The 25,817-nt window shown below is 71.1% G+C and carries 19 protein-coding genes; 7 read left to right on the top strand and 12 right to left on the bottom strand.

Annotated features, from left to right (window positions below):
- Nucleotides 1-112: 112 nt before the first annotated feature.
- Complete coding sequence (locus HCA44_RS04185) at nt 113-2,236, bottom strand: ATP-dependent DNA helicase UvrD2 (RefSeq protein WP_169647249.1); 2,124 nt, start codon at nt 2,234-2,236, stop codon at nt 113-115.
- A gap of 86 nt (nt 2,237-2,322) precedes the next feature.
- On the opposite strand from HCA44_RS04185, the gene HCA44_RS04180 reads away from it, so the two are divergent.
- A complete protein-coding gene (locus tag HCA44_RS04180; RefSeq protein ID WP_346764567.1) occupies nt 2,323-2,574 on the top strand; it encodes a mycoredoxin in 252 nt (83 codons plus the stop codon).
- Here the strand turns inward: HCA44_RS04180 and nudC are convergent.
- Complete coding sequence (gene nudC / locus HCA44_RS04175; RefSeq protein WP_346764566.1) at nt 2,547-3,479, bottom strand: NAD(+) diphosphatase; 933 nt, start codon at nt 3,477-3,479, stop codon at nt 2,547-2,549. The two genes, HCA44_RS04180 and nudC, sit on opposite strands and share 28 nt — an antisense overlap.
- Before the next feature lie 20 nt (nt 3,480-3,499).
- Nucleotides 3,500-4,567, bottom strand: a complete 1,068-nt coding sequence (locus HCA44_RS04170) for a potassium channel family protein (RefSeq protein ID WP_169647248.1) — start codon at nt 4,565-4,567, stop codon at nt 3,500-3,502.
- A gap of 83 nt (nt 4,568-4,650) precedes the next feature.
- Between HCA44_RS04170 and HCA44_RS04165 the strand changes: the two genes are divergently transcribed.
- Nucleotides 4,651-5,070 carry a MauE/DoxX family redox-associated membrane protein gene (locus HCA44_RS04165; protein ID WP_169647247.1) on the top strand — a complete coding sequence of 140 codons (420 nt, stop codon included), beginning with the start codon at nt 4,651-4,653 and terminating at the stop codon, nt 5,068-5,070.
- On the opposite strand, the gene HCA44_RS04160 is transcribed toward HCA44_RS04165, so the two are convergent.
- On the bottom strand, nt 5,042-8,536 hold the full coding sequence (locus HCA44_RS04160; RefSeq protein ID WP_169647246.1) for an ATP-dependent DNA helicase: 3,495 nt from the start codon (nt 8,534-8,536) through the stop codon (nt 5,042-5,044). The two genes, HCA44_RS04165 and HCA44_RS04160, sit on opposite strands and share 29 nt — an antisense overlap.
- Nucleotides 8,533-11,925, bottom strand: coding sequence for an ATP-dependent DNA helicase (locus HCA44_RS04155; RefSeq protein WP_240945272.1), 3,393 nt, complete (start codon nt 11,923-11,925; stop codon nt 8,533-8,535). The genes HCA44_RS04160 and HCA44_RS04155 overlap by 4 nt, the downstream gene beginning before the upstream one ends.
- Before the next feature lie 67 nt (nt 11,926-11,992).
- On the opposite strand from HCA44_RS04155, the gene HCA44_RS20915 reads away from it, so the two are divergent.
- A complete protein-coding gene (locus tag HCA44_RS20915) occupies nt 11,993-12,790 on the top strand; it encodes an alpha/beta fold hydrolase (protein WP_346764565.1) in 798 nt (265 codons plus the stop codon).
- Nucleotides 12,787-13,101: an MGMT family protein gene (locus HCA44_RS04145; protein WP_169647243.1), complete on the top strand. Its 315-nt coding sequence runs from the start codon at nt 12,787-12,789 to the stop codon at nt 13,099-13,101. The genes HCA44_RS20915 and HCA44_RS04145 overlap by 4 nt, the downstream gene beginning before the upstream one ends.
- A 7-nt stretch (nt 13,102-13,108) precedes the next feature.
- On the opposite strand, the gene HCA44_RS04140 is transcribed toward HCA44_RS04145, so the two are convergent.
- Both HCA44_RS04140 and HCA44_RS04135 read right to left on the bottom strand, forming a co-directional pair.
- A complete protein-coding gene (locus HCA44_RS04140) occupies nt 13,109-14,716 on the bottom strand; it encodes an MDR family MFS transporter (protein WP_169647242.1) in 1,608 nt (535 codons plus the stop codon).
- A 70-nt stretch (nt 14,717-14,786) separates the two neighbouring features.
- Nucleotides 14,787-15,437: a TetR/AcrR family transcriptional regulator gene (locus tag HCA44_RS04135; protein WP_346764564.1), complete on the bottom strand. Its 651-nt coding sequence runs from the start codon at nt 15,435-15,437 to the stop codon at nt 14,787-14,789.
- A 142-nt stretch (nt 15,438-15,579) separates the two neighbouring features.
- Between HCA44_RS04135 and HCA44_RS04130 the strand changes: the two genes are divergently transcribed.
- The gene (locus HCA44_RS04130) at nt 15,580-17,361 is read left to right on the top strand and encodes an NTP transferase domain-containing protein (RefSeq protein WP_169647240.1); all 1,782 of its coding nucleotides are present in this window, start codon (nt 15,580-15,582) and stop codon (nt 17,359-17,361) included.
- Nucleotides 17,362-17,403: 42 nt separating this feature from the next.
- Here the strand turns inward: HCA44_RS04130 and HCA44_RS04125 are convergent, their stop codons facing one another.
- Nucleotides 17,404-18,756 carry an FAD-dependent oxidoreductase gene (locus HCA44_RS04125; protein WP_169647239.1) on the bottom strand — a complete coding sequence of 451 codons (1,353 nt, stop codon included), beginning with the start codon at nt 18,754-18,756 and terminating at the stop codon, nt 17,404-17,406.
- Between the two features lie 103 nt (nt 18,757-18,859).
- Here HCA44_RS04125 and HCA44_RS04120 point away from each other — a divergent pair, with 103 nt between their 5' ends.
- Together HCA44_RS04120 and HCA44_RS04115 are read left to right on the top strand one after the other, a co-directional pair.
- A complete protein-coding gene (locus HCA44_RS04120; protein WP_169647238.1) occupies nt 18,860-19,498 on the top strand; it encodes a TetR/AcrR family transcriptional regulator in 639 nt (212 codons plus the stop codon).
- Nucleotides 19,499-19,585: 87 nt separating this feature from the next.
- A complete protein-coding gene (locus HCA44_RS04115) occupies nt 19,586-20,908 on the top strand; it encodes an FAD-dependent oxidoreductase (protein ID WP_346764563.1) in 1,323 nt (440 codons plus the stop codon).
- Nucleotides 20,909-20,942: 34 nt separating this feature from the next.
- On the opposite strand, the gene HCA44_RS04110 is transcribed toward HCA44_RS04115, so the two are convergent.
- The 4 genes from HCA44_RS04110 to nirB all read right to left on the bottom strand — a co-directional run bounded on the left by HCA44_RS04110 (nt 20,943) and on the right by nirB (nt 25,812).
- Nucleotides 20,943-21,641, bottom strand: coding sequence for a sirohydrochlorin chelatase (locus HCA44_RS04110; RefSeq protein ID WP_169647237.1), 699 nt, complete (start codon nt 21,639-21,641; stop codon nt 20,943-20,945).
- On the bottom strand, nt 21,638-22,789 hold the full coding sequence (locus HCA44_RS04105) for a uroporphyrinogen-III synthase (RefSeq protein WP_169647236.1): 1,152 nt from the start codon (nt 22,787-22,789) through the stop codon (nt 21,638-21,640). Before HCA44_RS04105 ends, HCA44_RS04110 begins: the two co-directional genes overlap by 4 nt.
- Entirely contained in the window at nt 22,786-23,193 is a 408-nt protein-coding gene (gene nirD / locus HCA44_RS04100; protein WP_169647235.1) for a nitrite reductase small subunit NirD, read from the bottom strand. The genes HCA44_RS04105 and nirD overlap by 4 nt, the downstream gene beginning before the upstream one ends.
- Before the next feature lie 87 nt (nt 23,194-23,280).
- Nucleotides 23,281-25,812, bottom strand: coding sequence for a nitrite reductase large subunit NirB (nirB, locus tag HCA44_RS04095; protein ID WP_169647234.1), 2,532 nt, complete (start codon nt 25,810-25,812; stop codon nt 23,281-23,283).
- Nucleotides 25,813-25,817 lie beyond the last annotated feature (5 nt).

Here is a 25,817-nt window from a genome sequence, read left to right as displayed (position 1 = left end):
CCGACATCGTGCACGCGGCGGCAAACCGCCGCGACTTACACAGAGTAAGCGAATGCCGAAAGACGGCACAAGTTATTTTCTACCTGGGGTTTCTCGTGCATCCGGGAGGCGATCACCGCGCCCGGCCGCGGCACAGCGACAGCACGTCCTCGCCGTAGGTCGACAGCTTCTTGGGGCCGATGCCGGGGATCGCGACGAGCGCGGCCTCGTCGACCGGGCACTGCTCGGCGATCGCGGTGAGCGTGTTGTCGCTGAACACGACGTACGCCGGAACCTTCAGCTCGCGCGACGTGAGCAGCCGCCACTCGCGTAGCGCGTCCAGCAATTCGACGTCGAGATCGGCCGGGCAGCTCTCGCAGCGGCCGAGCATGGTGGCAGTGGTGCCGATGAGCGGCTTGCCGCACAGCCGGCACCTCGGCCGCTTCTTGGACGGTTTCGCGGGCGCCGCGATGCGCGAGGCCGGCGACTCGTCGGGCACGAGGCCGTGCAGGAAGCGCGAGCGACGCCGCGACCGCCTGCCGCCTTCGTTGCGCGCGAGTGCCCACGACAGTTCGAGGTGAACGCGGGCGCGCGTGACGCCGACGTACAGCAGCCGACGCTCCTCCTCGATGCCCGCGGTGTCGGGCGCCGACGACGAGTCGCCCAGCACGTGCGCGATGGGCAGCGTGCCGTCGGTGAGCCCGACGAGGAACACCGCGTCCCATTCGAGGCCCTTGGCAGCGTGCAGCGACGCCAGGGTGACCCCTTCGACGACCGGTGGGTGCCGTGCCTCGGCACGCAGCGACAGCTCGCGCAGCAGACCGTCCAGACCGATCGTCTCGTTCTGCGCGACCTGCTCCTCGGCGAGCTGGACGAGCGCCGTCAGCGACGCCCACCGCTCGCGCGCCTGGGTGCCCGCGGGCTCCTCGTCCGACAGGCCGAGCGGCGCGAGGACGGCCCGGACCAGCGTGACGAGATCGGGACCGACCGTGTCGGGAAGATCGTCGCGGCCCGCGGCCTGCCGCAGTGCGGCGATGCCCTGCCGTACCTCGGCGCGCGTGAAGAATCCCTCGCCGCCGCGCACCTGATACGCGATGCCGTGCCGCGTGAGTGCTTCTTCGTGCACCTCCGACTGCGCGTTGATGCGGTAGAGGATCGCGATCTCCGAGGCCGGTACGCCGGAGGCGAGCAGGCGGGTGATCGCGCGTGCGACGGCGTCGGCTTCGGCGGGCTCGTCGTCGTACTCGGCGAACGTCGGTTCGGGCCCGTCCGGGCGCTGGCCGACGAGCTGGAGCCGCGTGCCCGCGATGCGGCCGCGTGCCGCGCCGATCACCCGGTTGGCCAACGAGACGACCTGTGGCGTCGAACGGTAGTCGCGCTCGAGCCGGACGACCGTGGCGTCCGGATAGGTGCGCGAGAAGTCGAGCAGGTAACGAGGCGTGGCGCCGGTGAACGAGTAGATGGTCTGGTTCGCGTCGCCCACGACCGTGAGGTCGTCGCGGTCGCCGAGCCACGCGTCGAGGACGCGCTGTTGCAGTGGGGTGACGTCCTGGTACTCGTCGACGACGAAGCAGCGGTACCGGTCGCGGAACTCCTCGGCGACCGCGGTGTGCTCCTCGAGCGCCGCGGCGGTGTGCAGCAGCAGGTCGTCGAAGTCGAGCAGCATGCCTTCGTCGCCGCGCACCTTGAGTTGCTCGTAGCCGGCGTAGACGCGTGCGACCTTCTCCGCGTCGGCCGGGACGTCGCGATGCAACTTCGCCGCCGTACGCGCGTAGTCCTCCGGCGCGACGAGCGACGCCTTGGCCCATTCGATCTCGCTCGCCAGGTCGCGCACGCTGTCGCGTTCGGTGGACAACCCGACACGGCCCGCGGCGGCGCTCACGACCGCGAACTTGCGGTCGAGCAGTTGCCACGGGGTGTCCCCGACGACCTGCGGCCAGAAGTAGCGCAGTTGACGCAGTGCCGCGGCGTGGAAGGTGCGGGCCTGCACCTGCGGGCCCGTGGCCCCGATACCGAGGCCACGCAATCGGCCCCGCATCTCCCCCGCCGCACGCGCCGTGAACGTGACCGCGAGCACCTGTCCCGGTGCGACATGGCCACGGTCGATCAAGTGCGCGATGCGCCTGGTGATGGTGCGGGTCTTGCCCGTGCCCGCGCCTGCGAGGACACAGACCGGGCCTCGCGGAGCCACGACCGCCGCCGTCTGCTCGGGGTCGAGGCCGGCAGGTTCTACTGCGGAAGTGGCGTCGACGGACATGCGCCCCATCATGTCAGCCGCCGCCGACAGCCGCCGGACCGGACGGGCGCGGGAACACCGGGGCAGGTCGTGGTGTTATTGGTCTCGTGACTGCAACGGACAACACGATGATCATGTACTCGACCACGTGGTGCGGCTACTGCCGACGCCTGAAGAAGCAGCTCGACGAGAACGGCATCGGCTACGTCGAGATCGACATCGAGCAGGACCCCGCGTCGGCCGACTTCGTGGGCGAGGTCAACGGCGGCAATCACGTCGTGCCGACGGTGAAGTACCCCGACGGGAGCACCGCGACCAACCCCACGCTCGCTCAGGTCAAGCAGGCGCTCGGCGTCTGATCGGCCCACGATTCGAGCATTCCCCGCGCGATCGACACCGATCCCGGCAGCAGTAGAGGTGCGTCCGCGTCCGACGCCCAGTCCCCCAGCGCGAGGGCGCGGCGCACTTCGTCCCGATCGAACCAGCGTGCCTGCGCGATCTCGCCGTCGGCGAACACGAGCGGCGCGTCCGGATCGGCGGTGGCCGCGAACCCGATCATGACCGACCGCGGGAACGGCCACGGCTGGCTGCCCAGATAGCGGATGTCCGCCACGGTGAGCCCCACCTCTTCGCGGATCTCCCGTGCGACGCACGCTTCGAGCGACTCCCCCGCCTCCACGAAGCCGGCGAGGACCGAGAACCGGCGTTCCGGCCATGTCGGCTGCCGTGCGAGCAGTACGCGATCGGCCCCGTCGTGGACGAGACAGATGACGGCGGGATCGGTGCGCGGAAAGTCCTCGTGTCCCGTCGACGACGAGATGCGCGACCACCCCGCGAGGGTGGGTGTGGTGGGTGCGCCGTCGAGACCGCTGAAGCCCGCCGCGTCGTGCCAGTTGAGCACCGCGACCGCGCCGGTGGCCAGCCCCGCGTCGTCGTCCGACAGTCGCGCCCCCATCCCGCGCAGATCCGCGACCTCGCCCGCGAGGACGCGAGTCCGCGCGGCCCACACGTGCCGGTCGTCGCGGGTGCCCATGAACACCGCGCCGGCGAGAGGTTCGTCCGCAGCCTCGGTGGCGGGCACCAGCACCAGCGCGTCGCCGTCCAGGCGGACCTGACCACGCCGGTCGACCCACAGCAGGAGAGCATCGGCCCATCCCGACCGCAGCGCATCCTCGTCGGCACGCAACTCCTCGGCGCGGCCGACACCCGACCGGGACAGTTGCGGAAGCTCTTTCAGCTGGAATCCCCGTGTGTCGTGTGCCACGCGCACGACAGTACGGGACGTCAGTTGGTGACCCGCCGGATGTAGAGCAGTTTGTCGCCAGGCTCGATCGCATCGGCTTCGGACGAGCCAACCCGGATGAGCCTGCCGTCACGCACGACCCCGAGGACGATGTCCGCGAGATGCCGCGGTGAACCACCGATCTCGTCCTTCTCGACCGGCCGCTCGGCGACCGCGAAGCCCGCCTCGGGCGTGAGCAGGTCCTCCATCATCTCCACGACACTGGGTGTGGTGGTCGCGAGGCCGAGGAGGCGGCCCGCGGTCTCCGACGACACCACGACCGAGTCGGCGCCCGACTGACGCAGCAGATGCGTGTTCTCCGACTCGCGGATCGCCGCCACGATCTTGGCGTCCGGTGCGATCTCGCGCGCGGTGAGCGTGACGAGCACCGACGTGTCGTCCCGGTTGGTGGCCACGATGATCGCGGCTGCGTGCTGCGCACCCGCCAGCCGCAACACGTCCGATTTCGTCGCGGAACCGGTCACGGTGACCAGACCCTTCGCAGCCGCCGAGTCGAGCACCGACTGATCGGTGTCGACGACGACGATCTCCGACGGCGGGATGTCGTCGCCGATGAGGGCGTCGATCGCGGTCCGGCCCTTCGTGCCGTACCCGATCACGACCGTGTGATTACGCACCTGACGCCTCCAGCGTTGGATCTTGAAGGTTTGCCGCGAACTCTCGGTGAGTGCGGCGAGCGTGGTTCCGACCAGCACGATGAGGAAGAAGATGCGCAACGGCGTGATCAGGACGATGTTGAGGAAGCGCGCCCACGGAGTGACCGGCGTGATGTCGCCGTAGCCCGTGGTCGACAACGACACCGTTGCGTAATAGATGCAGTCGAGCAGCGACAGGTCGCCGCCCTGTGCATCGCGATACCCGGATCGTCCGATGTAGACGATGACGACCGCGGCGGCGAGCGCGCCGATCGCGATCAGCACCCTCTTCCAGATCGCCCGCGCGGGACTCGTGGCCCCCTCCGGAATCCTGATGACACCGACGAGATCGAAGTCGGGTCGGTCCGTCAGACTGTCCGAACGATCGAGCCTCGCGCGAAGCTTGCCTGCCATTGCCTGCCCTGTCTGCCATTACGTGCGGTCTGTCCTCGGAGCGTAGCCCGCGGCGGCCACGCTAGTGGACCGTCCGGCTCGCGATGCGGCAAGGTGGTCGCGTGACCCGACACGCTTCCCCTTCGCCACAGTCCTCCGCCTCACGAAGGCCCGCCCTACGTCTCGCCGCGCTGCTGCTCGGCGCGGGCGCTCTGCACTTCGCCGCTCCCAAGTACTTCGACGCCATCGTGCCGCGGCAGCTGCCCGGCGACGCCCGCACCTACACGTACGCGTCGGGGGCCGCGGAGCTGGCGGTGGGCGCGAGCCTCCTGGCGCCGCGCACGCGACGCCTCGGTGGCACTCTCGCCGCCGCCCTGTTCGTCGCCGTCTTCCCGGCGAATGTGCAGATGGCGGTGGACTGGGTACGCAACCCGAAGCTGGGAACCGCGCAGAAGGCGATCGCCCTGGGCCGCCTGCCGATTCAGATCCCGCTCGTCACGGAGGCCCTGCGGGCTCGTCGCTGACCTCGACGCGCCCGTCCGTGGAGGCGCCGACCTCGGCGAGCAATCGCGTCAGTTCGGAGGTGCCCGGCAACGATTCGGGTGACACGGTGTGGCCGGTGCGGACGTAGTGGAATGCCGCGCGCACGCGCTCGGGGTCGACGCCCACCAGGCCCGCCCACGCGATCCGGTACGCCGCGAGTTGCAGCGCGACGGCGGGCTCGTCGGCCGCGGACGGCGGTGCACCCGTCTTCCAGTCGACGACGGTCCAGCCGCCGTCGGGATCGGCGAACACCGCGTCGATGCGGCCGCGGACGACCGTGCCCGCGACCGACGTCTCGAACGGCACCTCGACCTCGACCGGATTGCGCTGTGCCCACCGACTGCGCAGGAATGCCTCCTGCAGTGCGGCGAGGTCGCCGTCCGGGGCTGCGTCGGAGTCGGCCGCGCCCGGCAGTTCGTCGACGTCGAGCAACGGTTCTGCATCGAAGTGACGTTCGACCCATGCGTGGAAGGCGGTGCCGCGCCGCGCCATCGGGTTCGGCCGATACGGCAGCGGCCGCCGCAGGCGCGCCGCGAGACCTTCCGGATCGGCGCCGCGCTCGACGAGCTGGCTGACCGACAGCTGTCCGGGAACGGCGACCGTGACCCGGCGATCGGCCCGCGCGGCGCGCTCCGCGAGCAGCGCGTCGACGTCGGCCGCCCAGTTGTCGGAGTCGGCGGAATCGTCGCGCTCGATGTCGCTGCCGTCGGTGTCGCCGCGGTCCGTGCTGCTGCCTTCGCTGTGGCCTTCGCTGTGGTCTTCGCTGTGTCGCGCCGCGGCGTGGGCGGCGAGCGCGGCGCGCACCATCGCGGCACCTTCTTCGACGGCATCGCGACGACGGCCGAGGGCATCGGACGGCCATGCGGCAGTGACGGCTTCGGCCGTCAGCGGATTGTCGGCGTCGTCGTCGGGGGCGGGTGCCCAGACGTCGATCGTGACGGCCCCGATCGCGGTGTCGAGGGCCGACCTGCCGGGAGTGCTGTCGGTGCCGTCGCCGTCCGGATCGGGTGGCGCGACCGTGTCGCGTAGCTCGACGAGGAAGGGGGACGCTCCTCGCGGCTCGGTTCCCGTCTCGCCCCAGTGATGGCCCGAGACGAGGAGCACTCGTTCGGTGCGAGTGAGCGCGACGTAGAACAGCCGCCGATCCTCTTCGAGTTTCCTGGCCGCGAGCGCCTTCCGATGCGACGAGAGCGCGTCCTCGAGATCCTTGCGGTGGTGCAGATCGTCCAGTTCGAGAACCGGCACGCCGTCCTCGGGATGCTCGCCGCCGACGGCGCGGTCGCCGCGCAGCGACGGCGGCAGCTCGCCGAGCCCGCCCAGCCACGTCGCCGATGCGGTGCGGGACGGGAAGACGCCGGTGCACACGTGCGGCACGGCGACGATCTCCCACTCGAGCCCCTTCGCGGAGTGCACGGTGAGCACCTGCACGCGATCAGGATCGACCTGAACCTCGCCCGGCGCGAGCCCCTTCTCGACCGACTCCGCGGCATCGAGGAACGCGAGCAGCCCGGACAGCGTGGCGGTCGAACGGTTCGCGTACCCGGCGACGACGTCGGCGAACGCGTCGAGGTGTTCGCGGCCCGCCACCCCCGCCGCACGTACCCGCGATTGCGCTTCGACACCCACGCCGAGCACCCGTTCGACGTCGGCGACGAGGTCGGTGAGCGGCTGACCCAGCCGCTGACGCAGCGCAGCCAGTTCGCTCGCGAACCGCCGGATGCGCGAAAACCCTCGCTCCGAATACCGTTCGGGCGGGCCGGGGTCGGCCAGCGCGTCGATCAGACCGGCGCGGTCCGCCTGCTCGCCGGGCAGCGCCGCGTCGAGCGCGTCGGCCAGCGCCCGCGAATCGGTGACCGCGCCCGACGCCGACCGGTCCCGGCCGATCGCGAGTTCGCCCGCGCGCCGCCACAGCGCCGCGAGATCGGACGCGCCCAGCTGCCACCGGGCCCCGGTGAGCAGACGCACGGCTGCGCTGCCTGCGAGCGGATCGGCGACGACACGCAGCATCGCCACGAGATCGGCCACCTCGGGTGTGTGCAGCAGTCCGCCGAGACCGACGACCTCGACCGGCAGGCCGCGCGAGCGCAGCACCTCGGCGATCGGCGCGGCATCGGCGTTGCGCCGCACGAGAACCGCCGCGGTGGGGGTAGGCCTGCCCGCCTCGCGCGCGGCCGCGAACTCGTCGGCGAGCGCGTCGGCGACCCACGCACGCTCGGCGACGACGTCCTCGTGCAGGGCGAGCCGGATGTCGCCGTCGGTCGCGTCCGGTCGCGGCCGGAGCGTCGCGACCGACACACCGCCCGCACGCAGCGGATCGGCCACGACGTTGGCGAGTGCAAGCGCCTCGGCCGGGTTGCGCCAGCTGGTGAGCAGTTCGAGCACCGGTGCGGGTGCCCCGGTGCCGCACGGGAAGTCGGTGGCGAACCGCGGCAGATTGGCCGCCGACGCGCCGCGCCAGCCGTAGATCGACTGCATCGGATCGCCGACCGCGGTGACCGCGAGCGCCGGGTCGACGCCACCGCCGAAGAGCGACGACAGCAGCACACGCTGCGAGTGCCCGGTGTCCTGGTACTCGTCGAGCAACACGACACGGAAGCGCGACCGCTCCGCCCGACCGACCTCGGGGTGGGTCGCGGCGAGCCGCGCCGACAGTGACATCTGCGCGCCGAAGTCGAGCACGCCCTCACGACGGAGGGTGTCGGCGAGAGCCTCGACGAGCGGAAGCAGGGCGACCCGCCGGTGCTGTGCCTCGAGTATCCCGAGCAGCTCACGACTCGGGCCGCCCCGCTGACGCGGCCCGGGCGGCAGCGCGTGCACGAGCGATTCGAGCTCGTCGTGCGCGTGGCGCAAGGCGTCCGGCTCGGCGAGATGTTCCGCGAGCTGGCCGGACAACGCGAGCACCGCTTCGGTGACCGCCGCGGGGCCCGAGTCGGTGTCGAGATCCTCGTCCCACCCGCTGACGACGCGATATGCGATCTGCCACAACTCGGTTTCCGACAGGAGCCGCGCCGACGGTTCGACCGGCAGCAGCAGTCCGTGCTCGGCGAGCAACCTGCCCGCATACGCGTGGTACGTGCTGATCTCGGGTTCGCTCGACAGGATCTGGGCGCGCACGACGCCCGCGGGGTCGATCGAGCGCAGTAGATCCGATCCCGCGAGCCGCGCGAGCCGCTGCCGGATGCGGGAGGTGAGTTGTTGTGCGGCTTTACGCGTGAAGGTCAGTCCGAGTACCGCGTCGGGCCGTACGAGCCCGTTCGCGACGAGCCACACGACACGCGCCGCCATGGTCTCCGTTTTGCCTGCACCCGCTCCCGCGACGACGAGGGTGGGCCCTGCAGGGGCCGAGACGACCGCGGCCTGCTCGTTGGTGGGCGGATGCCACCCGAGACCGGTGGCGAGCTCGGTAGGCGTGACGAGGGTGCGGGTGCCGTTCTGCACGTGCGTCATTCGCTACTCACCTGCCGACCCTCGTCCTGCGCCGGGCAGCTCGACCGGATGGGGCAGTGCCGGCATCCGTCGTTCACCCTCGCCTCGAACTCGGGGCCACGGGTCGACGCCGCCGCGGAATGGATGCGCTGTTTCCACTGCGCGAGTTCGGCCGCGTCGAGCGGCTGCTGCAGCCGTTGCGTCGCGCCGTCGGTGCGATTCGCCTTGGCGACGAACACGAGTCGTGCGCCACCCGGCTCGGACGCGGGTTCGCCGACGACGGCGCCCTCCGACACGGCGACCTGGTAGGCGGCGAGCTGCGCGTGCGCCGCCGCATCGGCTTTGCTGACCGGATTCTTCGCGGTCTTGACGTCGACCACCACCGGGCGGCCCTCCGCGTCCCGTTCGAGCCGGTCGATGCGGCCGCGCAGTCGAACGGGCGGCGGTGCGTCGGAATCGGCGTCGCTCGTTTCGGGATCGCCGTCGTCCTCGGCCTCGACCTCGAGTATGCCGTCGACCTCGACCTCGACACCGATCTCGGTGAGCTCGGAGCGTGTGGCGCGCATCCACTCGGTGAACGTGTCGAGCATCGCCCGCGTGCGGGAGAGCTCGCGGCGCGAGAACCATGGCGAACCGAGATCGACTGCATCCCAGGCCTCTTCGAGTGCACGCTCGACCTGATCCACGGGCAGCCGGCCGGCGACAGCCTGCACGAGGGTGTGTACGAGGGTGCCGGCGACGGCGCTGACGGTGTCGCCGTCCGTGCCACCGTGCCGTTCGAGCATCCACCGCAACGGGCACGTACTGATGAGTTCGACGGTGGACGGAGACATCGGCACAGGACCGTCGTCCGGGCGCCAGAGGGGTGTGTCGTCGGACGGCGCCGCCAGCCCGTACCAGTCGTCGGGGTGCGCGCCGCGCACGCCCGCATCGGCGAGCCGCGCGAGTTGCTCGGCGGCCCGGCCGCGCCGCGCGGGGTCGGCGTCCGGATCGCAGACGACGCTGCGCAGTTCGGCGACGAGGGCAGGCAGTGCGAGCACGCGGGTCGGCTGTGGTGCAGGGACTCCGTCGGGGTGGTCGTCGGATGCCTCGTCGCCGAGCAGTTCGTCGACGAACCGCGACCGCACGAGTTCGGCGTCGCCCTCGGTCGAGTCGACCGCGGTGACGAGCAGGCGGCTGCGCGCCCGGCTGCACGCGACGAGGAACAGGCGCCGCTCGTCCGCGAGGAGCGGCGCGGTGCGCGACACGACGTCCACCGCGTCGGCACCTGCCCCCGGCGCCGCCGCGCCGTTGCCGTCGAGCAGGTCGACGAGGACGTCGGTACCGAGGAGGCTGCCGCGCGTGCGCAGTGTGGGCCACAGCCCTTCCTGGACCCCGGCGACCGCGACGACCTCCCACTCGCGCCCGGCGGCGGCGTGCGCGGACAGGATGGTGACGGCGTCCTGCTCGGCCCGCGCGGTGCGCGACGTACCGGAGATCTCCTGGCCTGCCAGATAATCGAGGAAGCCGGAGAGCGTGCCGCGAGGAATCCGGTCGACGTATGCAGCCGCCGCGTCGAAGAGCGCGATGACGGCGTCGAGATCGCGATCCGCCTGCGCTCCCGCCGCACCACCCCGTTCGGACGCGGCAGCCCACGTGCGTTCGAGGCCGCTCGACTGCCACGCCGCCCAGACGGTCTCCTCCACGCCGCGGCCCTGCTCCCACGCGATGCGGGCCTTGCCGACGATCTTGCGTGCCCGGTCGAGCGGAGCACGCTCGACGTCGGTGACCAGGCCGGCGACGCGGTCGTCGGTTCCGGTGAGCAGGGCGCGGAGCAGTTCCGCGGAGTCGCGTTCGCCGCCGGTCGCGAGTTCGCCTCGACGCAGCCCGCGCCGCAGCCGGCGCAGCGCGACCGGGTCGGCGCCGCCGATCGGTCCGGCGAGGAGCGCGAGTGCGTCGTCACCCGAGAACGTGCGGTCGGCGAGTGCACGCAGCACACCGACGAGGCCCGCCGCACCGTGCCTGCGCACGAGCGGGATGTCGGATGTGGGGGCGACGACCGGCACGCCCGCGGCGGTGAGACCGCGGCGCAGCGGCGCGAGCGCTGCGGGCACGGACCGCACCACCACTGCCATCTCCCCCCACGGCACGCCGCCCAGCACGTGTGCACGGCGCAGCGCGTCGGCGACGACCGCAGCCTCCTCGGCGCGGCTCGGCAGCACCCGGACGGTCGCGCTGTCGTCCTCGCCGACGCGGTGTTCGGTGGGTGCCCATTCGCGTTGCGCGCCCGCGCCGGGCAGTCGGGCAGCGATCTGCCTGCACACGCCCGCGATCGCGGGGCCGGTGCGCATACCCTCGCGCAGCACGATGCGGTGCTCGTCGCCGCGCTCGCCCGCCTCGGTCAGGAACGCGGGATCGGCGCCGCGGAAACCGTAGACGGTCTGGTCGGGGTCGCCCGCGAGGACCGCGGAGTCGGTGCCGTGTGCGAGAACCGAAACCAGCAGTGCGGCCTGGGGATCGAGATGCTGTGCGTCGTCGACGAGGAGGTGGCGGATGCGGGCGCGCTCACGCGCGAGGAAATCGGCGTCCTGCGCGAACGCGTCGACGGCCGCACCGACCAGTTCGGCGGCGTCGAGTGCGGGCGCCGTGGCTTCGGGCGATCCGGAACCGACCGCCGCACGCAACAACATCGACTCTTCGTAGCGGAGGGCGAACTCGCCCACCGCGACCCACTCGGGCCGCTCCTGCTCGTAGCCGAGATCGACCAGTCCCTCCGGGCCGACGCCCCGCTCGCTCGCACGCAACATGAGGTCGCGCACCTCGGCGGCGAACCCGCCGAGCGCGAGCGCGGGCCGCAGCCGCGCGGGCCACGCGTGTGCGCCGTCCTCGGCTTCGCCGCGCAGCATTTCGCGCACGACGGCGTCCTGTTCGGCGCCGGTGAGCAGCCGCGGCGGTGGCGCCCCACGGCGCGCCGCGAACAGCCGTAGCACCGAGAACGCGTACGAGTGCACGGTACGGACGAGCGGCTCGCGTGCGACCGCGGGCGCCTCGGGTGTGGGCGAGCCGAGGCGGCCGGACGGCAGCAGCGCGCGGGTGACGTGCTCGCGCGCCACGGCCGCGGCATGGCGGGACTGCGTGAGCAGCAGGATCGACTCCGGGGCGGCGCCCGCCTCGATGCGCGCCACGACGGCGTCGATCAGCAGTGACGTCTTGCCTGTGCCGGGGCCGCCGAGTACCTGCCACGGGACTGTGCGCACACCCCGTGCCTCGGTGCCGGCCCGGACGTCCCGCGCGGGCGCGCCGTGCAGCACCGGCGCCACCTCCGGGCCCCAGCGCCGCGGACCGCGCACACCCGGGTCGCGCCGCACGAGCTGCGGACGCGGAGCGCGGCGCGCAGCAGCGGAGCGGGATGACACGGACACGAGGGGCATTCCACCAGACGGCACCGACACCGCCGACGACCGCACCGGGAGCGACGGTGTGGTGCATAGTTGGACCGTGCAGAATCCCGATGCCGCCGCACCTCCGCTCCACACGTACACCTTCGGCACCTCCGACGGGCCCGGCGTGCTCGCCTTGCACGGCGTCACGGGTCACGGCAGGCGCTGGCGGGATCTGGCCGACAACCATCTGCCCGAGGCCCGGTGGATAGCCCCCGATCTGCGCGGGCACGGACGCTCGACGTTCGCGCCGCCCTGGAATCTCGACGCCCACGTCGACAGCGTCCTCGCGACTCTCGACACCTACACGTCCGAACCGGTTGTCGTCGTGGGCCATTCGTTCGGCGCCGCGATCGCGCTGCACCTCGCACACCGCGCTCCCGAGTGTGTGCGCGCGCTCGTGTTGCTCGATCCCGCAATCGGACTCGACCCGGGCGTGCTCGCGCAGGTCGCGGACGCGACGATCTCGTCCCCCGACTACACCGACGTCGCCGAGGCGCGGTCGGAGAAGGTGCACGGCGCGTGGGGCGAGGTGCCACGGCCGCTGCTCGACGAGGAGATCGCCGAGCATCTCGTCGAGTTGCCGAACGGCCGGGTGAACTGGCGGATCTCGGTGCCCGCCCTCGTGTCGGCGTGGGGCGAGCTCGCCCGCCCGCTGGTCCTGCCCGCGGCGGGCACGCCCACGGTGCTCGTCCAGGCGATGAAGGTGCAGCCGCCGTATGTCACACCGCAACTGCGTGACGGCCTCGCGGAGCGCCTCGGTGCGGACCTGCACGTCGTCGAACTCGACTGTGACCACATGGTGCCGCAGGCGCGGCCCGCCGACACCGCGGCCGCCATCCGGAAAGTACTGTGAAGACGACCGACGAACAGATCGAACGCGTCCGCGAGCTGGTCGCGTCGGTGCCCGCCGGACGGGTCGCGACCTACGGTGACGTCGCGGAGGCGGCCGGGTTGACCAGCGCGCGCACGGTCGGATGGATCATGCGCACCGATTCGGCCGACCTGCCGTGGCACCGCATCGTGCCCGCGTCGGGTGCGCCCGCGCCGCACCTGCGACGACGTCAGCTGGCGCGGCTCGAACTCGAAGGGGTGCCGATCCACGGCGATCGCATCGACGTGCGTGCCGCGAGGCATGCATTCGCCGACGCGATCGCCGCGGACTGATCGGCTGTCAGCCGCGCACGGCTTCGCCGCGGGCCACCATGCCCGCTTCGTCGGACAATGTCACCTGCGGCAGGAACAGCGACAGGATCAGACCGACGACGAACAGCGGGAAGACGTACCACAGCGCGGGTGCGAGCGCGTTGGCGTACGCAGCGATCACGGCGTCGTGCAGAGGTTCCGGCAGCATCCGCACCACCTCGGGGGTCATCGACGACGGGTCGAAACCACTCGCCGCGACCGCGGCACCCTGGTCGGCGGCGACGTCGGTCATGTTGTCGATGAGCCGGCCCGTGAACAGCGACCCGAACCACGCGGTGCCGACGGCGGCACCGATCTCGCGGAAGTAGTTGTTCGAGCTCGTCGCGACACCCACCTCGTGCGGGTCGACGGAGTTCTGCACCGCGAGCACGATCACCTGCATCACGAACCCGAGACCGGCACCGAACGCGAAGATCATCGCGCCGATCTCCACGATCGACGTCTTCTCGGTCATCGTGGTGAGCCAGGCGAGCGCGAGGCAGGTGATCGCGAGGCCCACGATCGGGTACACGCGGTACTTGCCGGTCTTGGTGATCGCGAGGCCCGAGCCGATCGTGGTCAGCATCAGGCCGACCATCATCGGGATCATCATGAGGCCCGAGACCGCGGCGGACTTGCCCGTCGACATCTGCAGGAAGGACGGCAGATAGCCGATCGCGGCGAACATTCCGACCCCGAGCACCATCGCGATGACGGTCGACACGAGGAACACGCGGTTGCGGAACAGGTGCAGCGGCAGGATCGGTTCGACGGCCCGGCTCTCGACGAACACGAGCGCCACCACGGCGAGCACGGTCGCGGCGATCAGCGCGATCATCTCGCCCGAGCCCCATGCCCACGTGTCGCCACCGAGGTCGGTGATGAGCACCAGGCCCGTCGTGCCGAGCACCATGCACACGATGCCCCAGTAGTCGAGCGGCTTGGTGTTGCGGTGCGACGGGAGCGTCATGTAGCGGAACGCGATGAACAGGGCGATCAGCCCGACGGGTACGTTGACCCAGAAGCACCAGCGCCAGTCGAGATGATCGGTGAAGAACCCGCCCAGCAGCGGCCCGGCGACCGCGGAGACGCCGAAGACAGCACCCATCGGGCCCATGTACTTTCCGCGTTCGTTGGCGGGGACGACGTCGGCGATGATCGCCTGCGACAGGATCATCAGCCCACCGCCGCCGATGCCCTGGACCCCGCGCCACGCCACCAGCTCCCAGAAGGCCATGTGACCGTCGGTGAGGAATCCCGCGAAGCCGGACCCGAGCGAGCCGAGGGTGAAGATGCCGATCGCGGCGATGAACAGTGAGCGCCTGCCGAACAGGTCACCGAACTTGCCGTACAGCGGCATCGTGATGCACACCGCGAGGATGTAGATGGTGATGAGCCACGCCTGGTGTTCGACGCCGTGCAGTTCGCCGACGATCGTGGGCAGTGCGGGCCCGACGATCGACTGGTCGAGCGACGCGAGGAACATGCCCGCCACGAGAGCCCCGAAGATGAGCCAGATCTTCTTCTGGGTCAGCACCATCGGAGCGGCGCCCGAATCGGGCGGCGGAGGGGGCGTCGTGACGCCGGATTCGGTCATGCGTCTTCGTCTTTCGTGAGTGGTGTCGGTGGCGGCGGTGCGCCACGGGCGAAAATCCGGACCGCTGCGGTTATGCGAGCGGGTGGCGATCGAACACGCGGTAGTACTCGCGCAGGCGCGCCGCGGGATCGTGCGCGCCGTCGGGATCGTGGATCGCGGACTCGTGGTGCGACACGTCGAGCATCACGAGCCGCAGCAGCCCGAAACCGACCGCAAGAGCTGCCGCCGCGGCGCGTGCGGGACACGGATCGTCGGGGTGACGGGCCGCGAGTGCCGCGGCGGTCTCGGCGTCGAACCGGGTGAGTGCCGCCGCGAACGACCGGTGCAGACCCGGGTTGTGCTCGAACATGGCCTCGACGCCGTCGTCGCCCGAGAAGTCCGCGCGACGCTCGGCGACGAACCGGATGAGCGCATCGCGCACCTCGGTGACCGGATTGTCGCTCGGCGGCAACTCGCGCACCGCGTCGGCGAAGCCCGCGAACCGGTCGACGACCATCGCGACGACCGCGTCGTCCTTGGTGTCGAAGTAGTTGAAGAAGGTGCGCGTCGACACGCCCGCGCGTTCCGCGATCGTCTCGACTGTCGCACCGTCGAGGCCGAGTTCGGAGACCGCCTCGTACGCCGCGCGCGCGATGTCGCGGCGGGTCTGCCGCTTCTTGCGTTCGCGCAGGCCCGCGTCTGCCCGCGCACTCGCGTCGGACGACGAAGACGTGGTGGTCACCGAGCAAGGATGCGCGAAACTTTCAGAAACTGCAAATTTGCAGATATTGCAAAGTTGCACGCGTTCTCGGGCCGCGCGTCGGGTGTGCGCCTGCGGATCCGATCGGGCAGCATCTAGTGCGGGAGACACGAGAAGAGGTCGCATGGGTGAGCTGCACGATTCCCGGCTGAGCACGAGCGGCGCGCACACGTACGCGATCGTGCTCGCCGGCGGGCGCGGCACGCGGATGGGCGGTGTCGACAAGCCTGCTCAGACGATCGGTGGACGACGACTGCTCGACATCGCGCTCGACGCGGTGCGCGACTGCACGACGGTGGTCGTCGGTCCTCGTCGGGACGGGCTTCCCGAGGCGATTCGTCAGACGCGCGAGGACCCTCCGGGAGACGGGCCCGTCGCCGCGGTCGCGGCGGGCGTCGCCACGCTCTCGGCCTCCTCCTCCGCCTCCTTCGACGACGCGACCGTGCTGTTGCTGGCCGCGGATCTGCCCGACCTCACGCGGGCGGCGGTGGCGACACTCCACGCACACGTCGGCGACGACGACGGGGGCGTCGCCGTCGCGGTCGACGCCGGCGGGCGGGCGCAGTTCCTGCTCTCGGCGTGGCGTGGACGGCTGCTGCGCGAGCGACTCGACGCGCTCGGCACGGTCTCCGGGCAGCCCATGAAGTCACTTCTGCCCGACTCGTATTCGACAGTCCGCCTCGACGTCACCGACTGCGACACACCCGACGAACTCGACGCCGCGCGTGCCGGTCACCGTGCGAGTCTGCCCGCGATCGACGACGCCGTAGCCCTGGTCCGCGAACACGTGCGACTGCTCACGCCGCGCCGGGTCGCCGCCGTCGACGCGTACGGCGGGACGCTCGCCGAACCGCTCGTCGCACAGGGATACCTCCCGCCGCAGGACACGTCGGCGATGGACGGCTACGCGGTCTCCGGCCCCGGCCCGTGGCGGCTGCGCGACGACATCGTACGGGCGGGCGACGACTCCGGTGCATCGCTCGTCTCGGGCGACGCGGTGCGCGTGGCGACCGGCGCAGCGGTGCCCGACGGCGCGACGGCGGTGGTACGCGACGAGTACGTCGGGCGCGAAGCGCACACGCTGCGACTGCTTCCCGGCGCGCCGGAACGCGACGACACCCGCACGCGCGGCGCGCAGTGGCGGCCGGGCACCCGGCTCGCCGACGCCGGCGCGCCGATCGACGTCGCACTGGTCTCGCTCGCCGCGAGCGCCGAGGTGACGACACTCGCCGCGCGCGGTCCGCTGCGCGTGCACGTCGCACTCACCGGCGACGAGATCGTGCGCGACGGTGCACTTCCGCCCGGTGCCACACGCGATTCGCTCGGTCCGGTCCTGCCGCGCCTGATCGAGTCGTGCGGGGCCGTCGTCGTGCGCGACGAGCACGTGCGCGACCACGCGGCGGGTTTCGACGGTCTGTTCGCGCCGGACCAGCAGGTGGATGCGGTGGTCGTCGTCGGCGCCACCGGACGCGGCGCCGCCGACGAACTGCGTGCCGCACTCGCCCGTGCGCGGGCCGACGTCGTGGTCGAGCGCGTGCGGTGCCGTCCGGGTGGCTCTCAGGTGGTCGCGGTGCTCCCGGACGGGCGCACCGTGCTCGGCCTCCCCGGCAACCCCTACGCCGCGGTCGCGGCGTTGACCACGATGCTGCCTGCCGTCGTCGACGGGGCCACCGGACGTGCGGCGCATTCGCCGATCACAGCGCACATCACCGGTATCGACGCCGTCGCCGACGCCGCGGCGGTGCGGGTACTGCCCGCGCGCAGCACCGCCTCGGGATGGGCGGTCGACACCTCGTTCTCCACGGCGCATCTCGGGGCACTCGTCGGCGCCGACGCGCTGGCGCTCGTGCCGCCGGGCGCGACGCCGGGCACGCCGATCGAACTGGTCCCACTCCCCCGCTTCTGACCCCTCGTGAGTGAAAAGAGCGTGCCCGGACTCGCACAGCGCTCACGGGGTGGCGGCGAGAACTTCGGCAGCGGCGCGGTATCCGGAGCGCACCGCGCCGTCCATGTACCCGTTCCAGACGTCGGATGTCTCGGCACCGGCCCAGTGCAGGCGCCCGATCGGTTCGGACAACGCGGAACCGTACTGCGTCCACACACCCGCGCCGAGCCGCCCGCCGTAGCAACCACGAGTGAATTCCTCGGCCATCCAGTCATGTTCGACGTAGTCGATCGGATCGGCGGCAGCAGGGCCGTACAACGTGACCAGGCTCGCCACGGCACGGGCTCGGCGCTCGTCGGGTGTCCAGGCGGCCGCGGTGCGGGCGTGCGCACCTTCGAAGAATCCGACGAGCACGCCGCAGCGGCCGTCCACCGGCGAATTGTCCAGGGTGACACCGAGTTCGTCGTCCAGGTTGAACGCGAACCCGTTGAGTCCGGCGTCGCGCCAGAACGGTGTCGGGTAGGCCACCTGGATCTTGATCACCGACCCCATCGGGATCTGCTGGGTCAGCCCGTCGCGCGAACCCGGCAGCGCGGGCCGGTAGCGCAGGCGGCCGGCGAGCGTCGGCGGGACGGCCACGACGACGCGGGCGGCGGTCGACGATCCGCCGTCGAACACCACCTCGACGTGGTCGTCGTCGTGGACGATCGTGTGTACCGGACTGCCGAGCCGGACGATCCCGTCGCCGAGTTCGGCGGCGATACGCTCCGAGATCTGGTGTGTTCCACCGACGACACGCAGTTCCTGGGCGCCACCGGTGGTGGCGACCAGGCTGTCGATCATGCCGCCGGACTTGATGTAGAACAGGAAATGCAGCAACGACATCTCGGCGGGCTGCGCGGAGAACAGCGCCGGAACGACGGCGTTCCAGAAGGCCAGCGCCTCGGCGTCGTCGGTGTTGGCGCGCAGCCACTCGTCCAGCGTCCGACGGTCGACGTCCGCCGCGTCGGGTGAGGCCCACGGCGACGACAATGACACCGGCTCCGCCAGGGCTTCCAATTCCTGTTGCAGACGGCCGACTTCGACGGCGGCGTCATCGCTCAGCCCGAAAGTCTCGTCGGAGTAGCGGGTGACTTTCCCACGGTAGAGGGTCACCCCGTCCCCTCGGTCGTAGGTGGGGAAGGTTTCCAGGCCGAGCTCGTCGACGAGCTTCAGCACCTCGGTCTGGGGCCGACCGATCCATTGCCCGCCCATCTCCACCGGCACCCCGTCGGCGAGGTGTCCACCGAGGTTGCGCCCGGCGACCCGGTCACGCGCTTCCAGCACCGTCACCCGCAGGCCGGTGGCCGTCAGTCTTCGCGCGGCAGCCAGACCGGCGAGTCCTGCGCCGACCACCACCACATCGCAGTCCGTCATCGAGAATCCTCCACAAGTCGGTCGGTCGTCCGACAGTAAGCTAGATCACATTGCTAGGCTGTGCAACGGGTCGACAGACGATCATCGAGTCGCAGGAGGCGTTGTGGGCTATGTCAAGGCGGCCGAGCGCGAGCCGCAGATCGTGGCAGCCGCGATCGCCGAGTTCAGCGACCACGGCGTGCCGGCAACGACGCTGCGCGCGGTCGCCGGTCGTGCGGGCATCCCCCTGGGAACCCTGCATTACGTCTTCCCCAGCAAAGACCGCCTCCTCCGCGCGGTGATCCTGGCCGTGATCGAGGAGATCTCCACGTCACTGAGAGCCGAACTCAGCGTCGACAGCGGCGTCGAACACGCACTGCGGCACGGCGTGGCGAGCTTCTGGGACAAGCTGGTGTCGCACCGCGTCGGACTGCAGACGATGCAGTACGAACTGATGACCTACTCGCTACGGAGCGAGTCCGACGGCGACCTCGCGCGCCTGCAGTACGAGCGCTACAGCGCAGTGGTGACCGGCTTCTGCGAACAGGCGGCGCAGGCGGCAGGCGAGCGGTGCGCGGCCGGCTTCGACACCCTCGGTCGTATGGCGCTCGCCCTGGTCGACGGCCTGATCCTGCAGTACGTCGCCAAGCCCGATCCCGAACGCGCCCGACGCGATCTGACCCACGCCCTCGACATGCTGGTGCTCTACGCCGACCCACAGCCGGTGGCCCGAAGCATGCCGAGCCGGTCCGGTCGGGCCTGAACGGACCCGCCTCCGGCAGGTGCGGTTCCCCACCCGCACGACCCAGCTTTCGTACGGTTGTCCGACTTTTTATGACAGGAGTTGCCCGTGGACCATCCATCGAGCACCGCACAGCGCACCACCGTCGCGATCGTCGGCGCAGGCATGGCCGGCCTGATCGCCGCTCGGGAGCTTCGACGCGAGGACATCGAGGTGCTGGTGCTCGAGTCCGCGCCCCGCGTCGGCGGGCGGATGACCGCCGAGACGTCCGAACTGGGTTCGCGTGTCGACCTCGGCGGACAATGGGTGGGTCACGGCCATCATCGGTTCGAGGCGCTCGCCGCCGAGCTGGGGACCACCGTCTACCCGATGCACACTCCGAGACGGCCTGTCATCCTGTACGAAGGCCGCGCGCTCTCCGCGATCCGGCCGGCAACCGTCGTGGCCAACCTCGCACTGCTCGCCTTCGAGGTCAAGACGAAGGTGCGGGAGCCCCGCGGATGGACGACGCTCACGGTCGACGAGTGGATCCGGAAGTTCCCGTCGGCCACGGCCCGCCGCCTACTCGAGGTGATCGCCGCAGTGGCGACCACCGCCGACCTCGACCGAATCTCGATGAGGGCGTTCGCCGCCATGACCCGCTATCAGGGCGGGATTTCCACGATGCTGGCGACCAGGGGCGGCGCGCAGGACGCCCTGATCGTCGAAGGTGCCGGCACGCTCACCGAACGGCTCGCCGCGGAACTCGCTCCTCGCGTACTGCTGAACACTCCGGTCACCTCGATCGACTACGACGAGCGCGGCGCCACGGTCCGGTCGCCGTCCGTGCTCGTCCGGGCGGACAAGGTGATCGTCTGCGTTCCCCCACCACCACTTCTGGGTGCGGTGACCTTCGAACCCGCACTGCCGCCCCGGTTGGCGAGGCTGCAGCACGAGATGTACATGGGATCGGTGTACAAGGCGATGGCGGTCTACCGCGAACCCTTCTGGAGAGGCCGGGCCGAGGCCGAGCACATGCTGCTCGACGAGCCGGGCGCCGCGGTGTTCGACACCTCGCCGCCGGACGGCCCCGGCCACCTGTGCATCCTGGTGGGCGGCAAGGAAGCCCGAACGCTCGACGCCATGACCCCCACGGCCCGCAAGCGCGCTCTGCTCGAACGGCTCGGCGCTGCGCTCCACTCCGCCGCGATCCTCGATCCCGTCGGTTGGCACGAAAAATCCTGGCAACTCGACGAATACGTGGGCGGCGGTTATCTGGCCCTACCCGACGCGACCACCGCCGCCGGGATCTTCCCACTGCCGTCGGACCCGCTCGCCGAGACGCTGTACTGGGCGGGCACCGAAACCGCGGGCGAGCACGCGGGATACATCGAGGGCGCGATCGAATCGGGCGAACGCGTGGCCCGGCAGGTGGTGGCCGGTCTGCGATGAGTCGGCACACGGTCCGGCCGCGGGGACGAATCCGCTACGCGTGCACCGCCACCCGCGCCGAACGGTACCGTGCGGCGACGAGCCGGGTCACCACGTCGTGCACACCGAGCGGGTCGGCCACGACATCCGCGCCGCACGTGCGCAGGCGGTCGTGGAACAGACCCGGCGCCAACAGGTACGAGGCGACGGCCACGCGAGCGCCCGCGTGCTCACGCACGGCCGCGACGAGGTCCGGGACGCGGGGCGCGCCCGCCGCGACGTAGCCGACCGACACCGCGACGCCGAGTTCGCGAGCGAGCAGGACGCGCGCGTGTTCGACGTCGGCGAGCGCGCGAGGGTCCGACGAGCCCGCCGCGGCGAGCACCACCGCGTCGCCGTCGGCGTGACCTGCCGCGCGCAGCCGGTCCGTGAGCAACGACGCGAGTGCGACGTCCGGGCCGAGTGCGTCCGTCACGACGACGTCGCGGCGGCCGGTGCGGGCGACGACCTCGCGCACGTCGGTGTACACGTGATAGCCCGACGCGAGGAATGCGGGCACGACGATCACGGGACCGTCGACCTCGTCGAGGACCTCGCTCAGCGACGGGCCGAGGACGTCGGCGAACGCGACGCGGGTAGGGCCGACCTCGCGGGACACCGCGGCGGCGATCCGCGCGATCGTGTCGAGCCCTCTTGGACTCCGGGTGCCGTGTGCGACGAGCACGAGCGTGGGCTGATGCTGGTTCTCGTTCATCGCGGTTCCTCTGCGCAGTCGGTGAGGTCGAGCGCGAGGCGGTAGCCCCGCTTGACCACGGTCTGAATGGTTTTCGGTGCCCCGAGCGCGGTGCGCAACCGCGCGACCGCGGTCTCGACGGCATGCGTGTCGTCGCCACCACCCGGCAGCACCGCGAGCAGGTCCTCACGCGACACGACGCGGCCGGGGCGCGCGGCGAGCGTGCGTATCACCGACATGCCCGCGGGCGAGACCTGTTTCGCCGCACCGTCGACGACGACGCAGCAGCCACGCACGCTCACGTCGTGCCCTCCCGCACGGAAGACGCGGTCGCGACGAGGCAGCTCGTCCGCGACATGCCGCGCGAGCGCACCGAGCCGGAACCGGCTGGGCATCGTGGTGGGCACCTCGAGCTCGCCGAAGGGCGCCGCGGTGACGGGACCCACACACGCGACGTGCACCCGCCGGCGCAGTGCGTGCGTGAGGGAGTCGAGCCGACCGGTGTCCTTCGCGCGCGTGAGCATCGAGGCGACGGCGGGTGCGCTCGTGAACGTGACGCAGTCGATCGACCGCGTGAGGATCGAGTCGATCAGCCGGTCGATCGGATCGAGGTCCTCGGGCGGCGTCCAGCGGTACACGGGCACGGGCACCACCACCGCGCCCGCGCACCGCAGGACGTCGCAGAAGTCCGCGACCGGCTCCCACTCGGAGGTCGCGCCGTGCAACTGGACGGCGATGCGCACCCCCTCGATGCCCTCGGTGAGCAGGTGATCGAGCACCTCGGCCGACGACTCCGAGGCGGGCGACCACTCCTCCCGCAGGTCGGCGGCACGGATCGCGCCCTTGGCTTTGGGGCCACGCGCCAGCAGCCGCGTCTGCCCCAGTGCCTTGCCCAGGGTCTCGGCCAGTCCCCACCCGTCGGCGGCTTCCATCCAACCGCGAAAACCGATGCCGGTGGTCGCGACGACGATGTCGGGCGGATCGGCGACGATCTCGCGCGTGACGCGTTCGAGTTCCGTGTCGTCGGCCAAGGGGATGATCCGGATCGCCGGCGCCTGTACGACGGCTGCGCCGCGACGCTCGAGCAACGTCGCGAACTCCTCGGCGCGACGCGACGCGGTGATCGCGACGGTGTAGCCGAGCAGCGGCGCCGCGAGCGTCGCCGTCATTCGCCGCCCCGGTCCGATCGTGCACGCACCTGCACGACGCCACCCCACACCCGCACGTCGAACACCGGCAGGCGCGTGCCCGGGTCGTCGAGACACCGTCCGTCGGCGAGCGAGAAGATCTGCTTGAGCAGCGGCGACGCGACGGTCGGCTCGCCCCCACGGTCCCCCACGATGCCTCGGGACATGACGGCCGCGCGCCCGTACGGGTCGATGTTGCCGACGGCATGCAGGTCGCCGTTCGCGAGCAGGAACAGCGCGACCTGCACATTGCCGGGGAGCAGCACCGCGACCCCCAGTTCGGGGATCAGGCGGCTGAGCGCGCACGCCGAGGTCCACCCGTCGCGATCCCGCTCGGCTGCCGACAGGTGCGGTGCCGTGCTCGGAGACTCCGTCGTTACCGTCATGTGCTTCTCCTCGAGGACGATGCAGACCGCGGTGCGGCTGCACGGTTCATGGTTGCGGGTCGGTGTTTCGGGCCTGTTTCCGGAGGATCACCCGGAGATGGCGGCGTTCGGCATGCCCAACAGGACGGGCTTCTTGCGCGGGCCGGTCTCGTCGAACTCGACGGTCGGGTCCTGCCGGCCCGGCGCATTGACGAAGGACACGAAACGCGACAACTTCTCCGGGTCGTCGAGCACTCCCTTCCACTCGTCGCGGTATCCCTCGACGTGGGCAGCCATGTCTGCTTCGAGTTCCGCCCCGATGCCGAGGCTGTCCTCGCACACGACGGCTCGCACGTGGTCGAGGCCGCCCTCGAGGGACTCGAGCCACGGCGCGGTGCGCTGCAGGCGGTCCGCGGTGCGGATGTAGTACATGAGGAACCGGTCGACGTAGCGGATCAGGGTCGCGTCGTCGAGGCCGCTCGCGAGCAGCTGGGCATGCTTCGGCGTCTGCCCGCCGTTACCGCACACGTACATGTTCCAGCCGTCCTCGGTGGCGATGACGCCGACGTCCTTACCTCTCGCCTCGGCGCACTCGCGCGCGCAACCCGAGACACCGAACTTGAGCTTGTGCGGCGAGCGCAGCCCGCGATAGCGCAGCTCGAGTTCGACCGCCATGCCGACCGAGTCCTGGACCCCGTACCGGCACCACGTCGATCCGACGCAGCTCTTGACCGTGCGCAGCGACTTGCCGTACGCCTGCCCCGATTCCATGCCTGCGTCGACGAGCCTGCGCCAGATCTCCGGTAGCTGCTCGACGCGCGCGCCGAACAGGTCGATACGTTGCCCGCCGGTCATCTTGACGTAGAGGCCGAAATCGCGGGCGACCTCGCCGATCACGATGAGCTGGTCCGGAGTGCACTCGCCGCCCGGCATGCGCGGCACGACCGAGTACGTGCCGTTGCGCTGGATGTTGGCGAGGAAGTGGTCGTTGGTGTCCTGCAGGCCCGCCTGCTTGGGGTGCAGGATGTGGTCGGACGCGGTGGACGCGAGGATCGATGCGACGACGGGCTTGCACAGGTCGCAGCCGGTGCCGGTGCCGTACTTCGCGATGAGCGCCGAGAACGTGCGCGTGCCGGTCGCCCGCACGATCTCGTACAGCTCGGCGCGCGACTGCGCGAAGTGTTCGCACACCGCCTTCGACAGTTCGATACCGGACGCCGCGAGCAGCTGTTTGACCGACGGCAGGCAGCCGCCGCAGGTGGTGCCCGCGCCCGTGCAGGCCTTGACGGCCGCGACGTCGCAGGCGCCGTCCGCGATCGCACCGCAGATCGCGCCTTTCGTGACGCCATTGCACGAGCACACCTGCGCGTCGTCGGGAAGTGTTCCCGCGCCGGGCTTCTCGCCCGCGGGCGAGATGAGTGCGGCGGCGTCGCCGGGCAACTCCCGCCCGACGAGCGGACGCAGCGACGCGTAGGCCGAGGCGTCGCCGACGAGGATGCCGCCGAGCAGCGTCTTGGCGTCGTCGGAGAGCACCAGCTTTGCGTAGGTGCCCTTCGCGGCGTCGCTGAACACGACGTCGAGTGCACCGGGCGTCTGTGCGAGGGCGTCGCCGAAGCTCGCGACGTCGACACCCATCAACTTGAGCTTGGTCGACATGTCGGCGCCCGGGAACTCGGCGCCGCCACCGAGCAGCCGGTCGGCCACGATCTCGGCCGTCGTGTATCCGGGCGCGACCAGGCCGTAGCAGCGGCCCTCGACAGCGGCGCATTCGCCGATCGCATAGATGTCGGGATCCGATGTGCGGCAACCGAGGTCGGTGAGTACGCCACCCCGCTCGGCGAGTGCGAGACCGGCGGCACGCGCGAGGGCGTCCTGCGGCCGCACGCCCGCCGAGAACACGAGCAGCGACGCGTCGATCACGGTGCCGTCGGACAGTTCGACGGCGATGGCGCTGCCGTCGGCACCCGCGGTGATCGACGACGTGCCGACGCCCGTGTGCACCGTGAGTCCGAGTTCGGTGACGAGCCGCTCGAGCAGTGCGCCGCCGCCCGCATCCACCTGCGCAGGCATCAGTCGCGGCGCGAACTCGACGACGTGCGCCTGCATGCCGAGCAGCTTCAACGCGTTCGCGGCCTCGAGCCCGAGCAGCCCGCCGCCGACGACGACACCGACGGCGCCCGGGCCTGCGGCCTCGGCGCGGGCCCGGATGCCGTCGAGGTCGGCGATCGTGCGATACACGAAACACTCCGGCCGGTCGTGGCCCGGAACCGGCGGCACGAACGGATACGAGCCGGTGGCGAGCACGAGCGCGTCGTACTCGACGACCTCGCCGTCGGTCGTCTCGACCGTGTGCGCGGCTCGGTCGATGCGGGCCGCCCCGGACCCCACCTTGAGGTCCACGAGACCGTCTCCGTCGTAACGGTTTCCGTCGAGAGCGAGGTCGGAAGCCTGCCATGAGCCGACGTAGCTCGACAGCCCGACGCGGTCGTAGGCGGGCAGGTCCTCCTCGCACAGGATCGTGACCGCCCACCGGCCGGCGTCGTCGCGCGAGCGCACGGCTTCGACGAAACGGTGCCCGACCATGCCGTGACCGACGACGACGAGGGACTTCGTACCGGTGGTGGTGTGCGTGTCGCTCATGAGTG

The organism is Rhodococcus sp. HNM0569, from assembly GCF_012726205.1.
GTDB lineage: Bacteria > Actinomycetota > Actinomycetes > Mycobacteriales > Mycobacteriaceae > Rhodococcus_F.
This window is presented reverse-complemented; position numbering and strand designations above follow the sequence as displayed.

What these genes read in the sequence shown, in the direction of transcription:
- HCA44_RS04170 (WP_169647248.1), bottom strand. Translation starts at nt 4,567, where the DNA reads ATGGCAGGCAAGCTTCGCGCGAGGCTCGATCGTTCGGACAGTCTGACG.
- HCA44_RS04130 (WP_169647240.1), top strand. Translation starts at nt 15,580, where the DNA reads ATGGGTGAGCTGCACGATTCCCGGCTGAGCACGAGCGGCGCGCACACG.
- HCA44_RS04155 (WP_240945272.1), bottom strand. Translation starts at nt 11,925, where the DNA reads ATGCCCCTCGTGTCCGTGTCATCCCGCTCCGCTGCTGCGCGCCGCGCT.
- nirD (WP_169647235.1), bottom strand. Translation starts at nt 23,193, where the DNA reads ATGACGGTAACGACGGAGTCTCCGAGCACGGCACCGCACCTGTCGGCA.
- HCA44_RS04160 (WP_169647246.1), bottom strand. Translation starts at nt 8,536, where the DNA reads ATGACGCACGTGCAGAACGGCACCCGCACCCTCGTCACGCCTACCGAG.
- HCA44_RS04140 (WP_169647242.1), bottom strand. Translation starts at nt 14,716, where the DNA reads ATGACCGAATCCGGCGTCACGACGCCCCCTCCGCCGCCCGATTCGGGC.
- HCA44_RS04185 (WP_169647249.1), bottom strand. Translation starts at nt 2,236, where the DNA reads ATGTCCGTCGACGCCACTTCCGCAGTAGAACCTGCCGGCCTCGACCCC.
- HCA44_RS04165 (WP_169647247.1), top strand. Translation starts at nt 4,651, where the DNA reads ATGCGGCAAGGTGGTCGCGTGACCCGACACGCTTCCCCTTCGCCACAG.
- HCA44_RS04125 (WP_169647239.1), bottom strand. Translation starts at nt 18,756, where the DNA reads ATGACGGACTGCGATGTGGTGGTGGTCGGCGCAGGACTCGCCGGTCTG.
- nirB (WP_169647234.1), bottom strand. Translation starts at nt 25,812, where the DNA reads ATGAGCGACACGCACACCACCACCGGTACGAAGTCCCTCGTCGTCGTC.
- HCA44_RS04105 (WP_169647236.1), bottom strand. Translation starts at nt 22,789, where the DNA reads ATGACGGCGACGCTCGCGGCGCCGCTGCTCGGCTACACCGTCGCGATC.
- HCA44_RS04110 (WP_169647237.1), bottom strand. Translation starts at nt 21,641, where the DNA reads ATGAACGAGAACCAGCATCAGCCCACGCTCGTGCTCGTCGCACACGGC.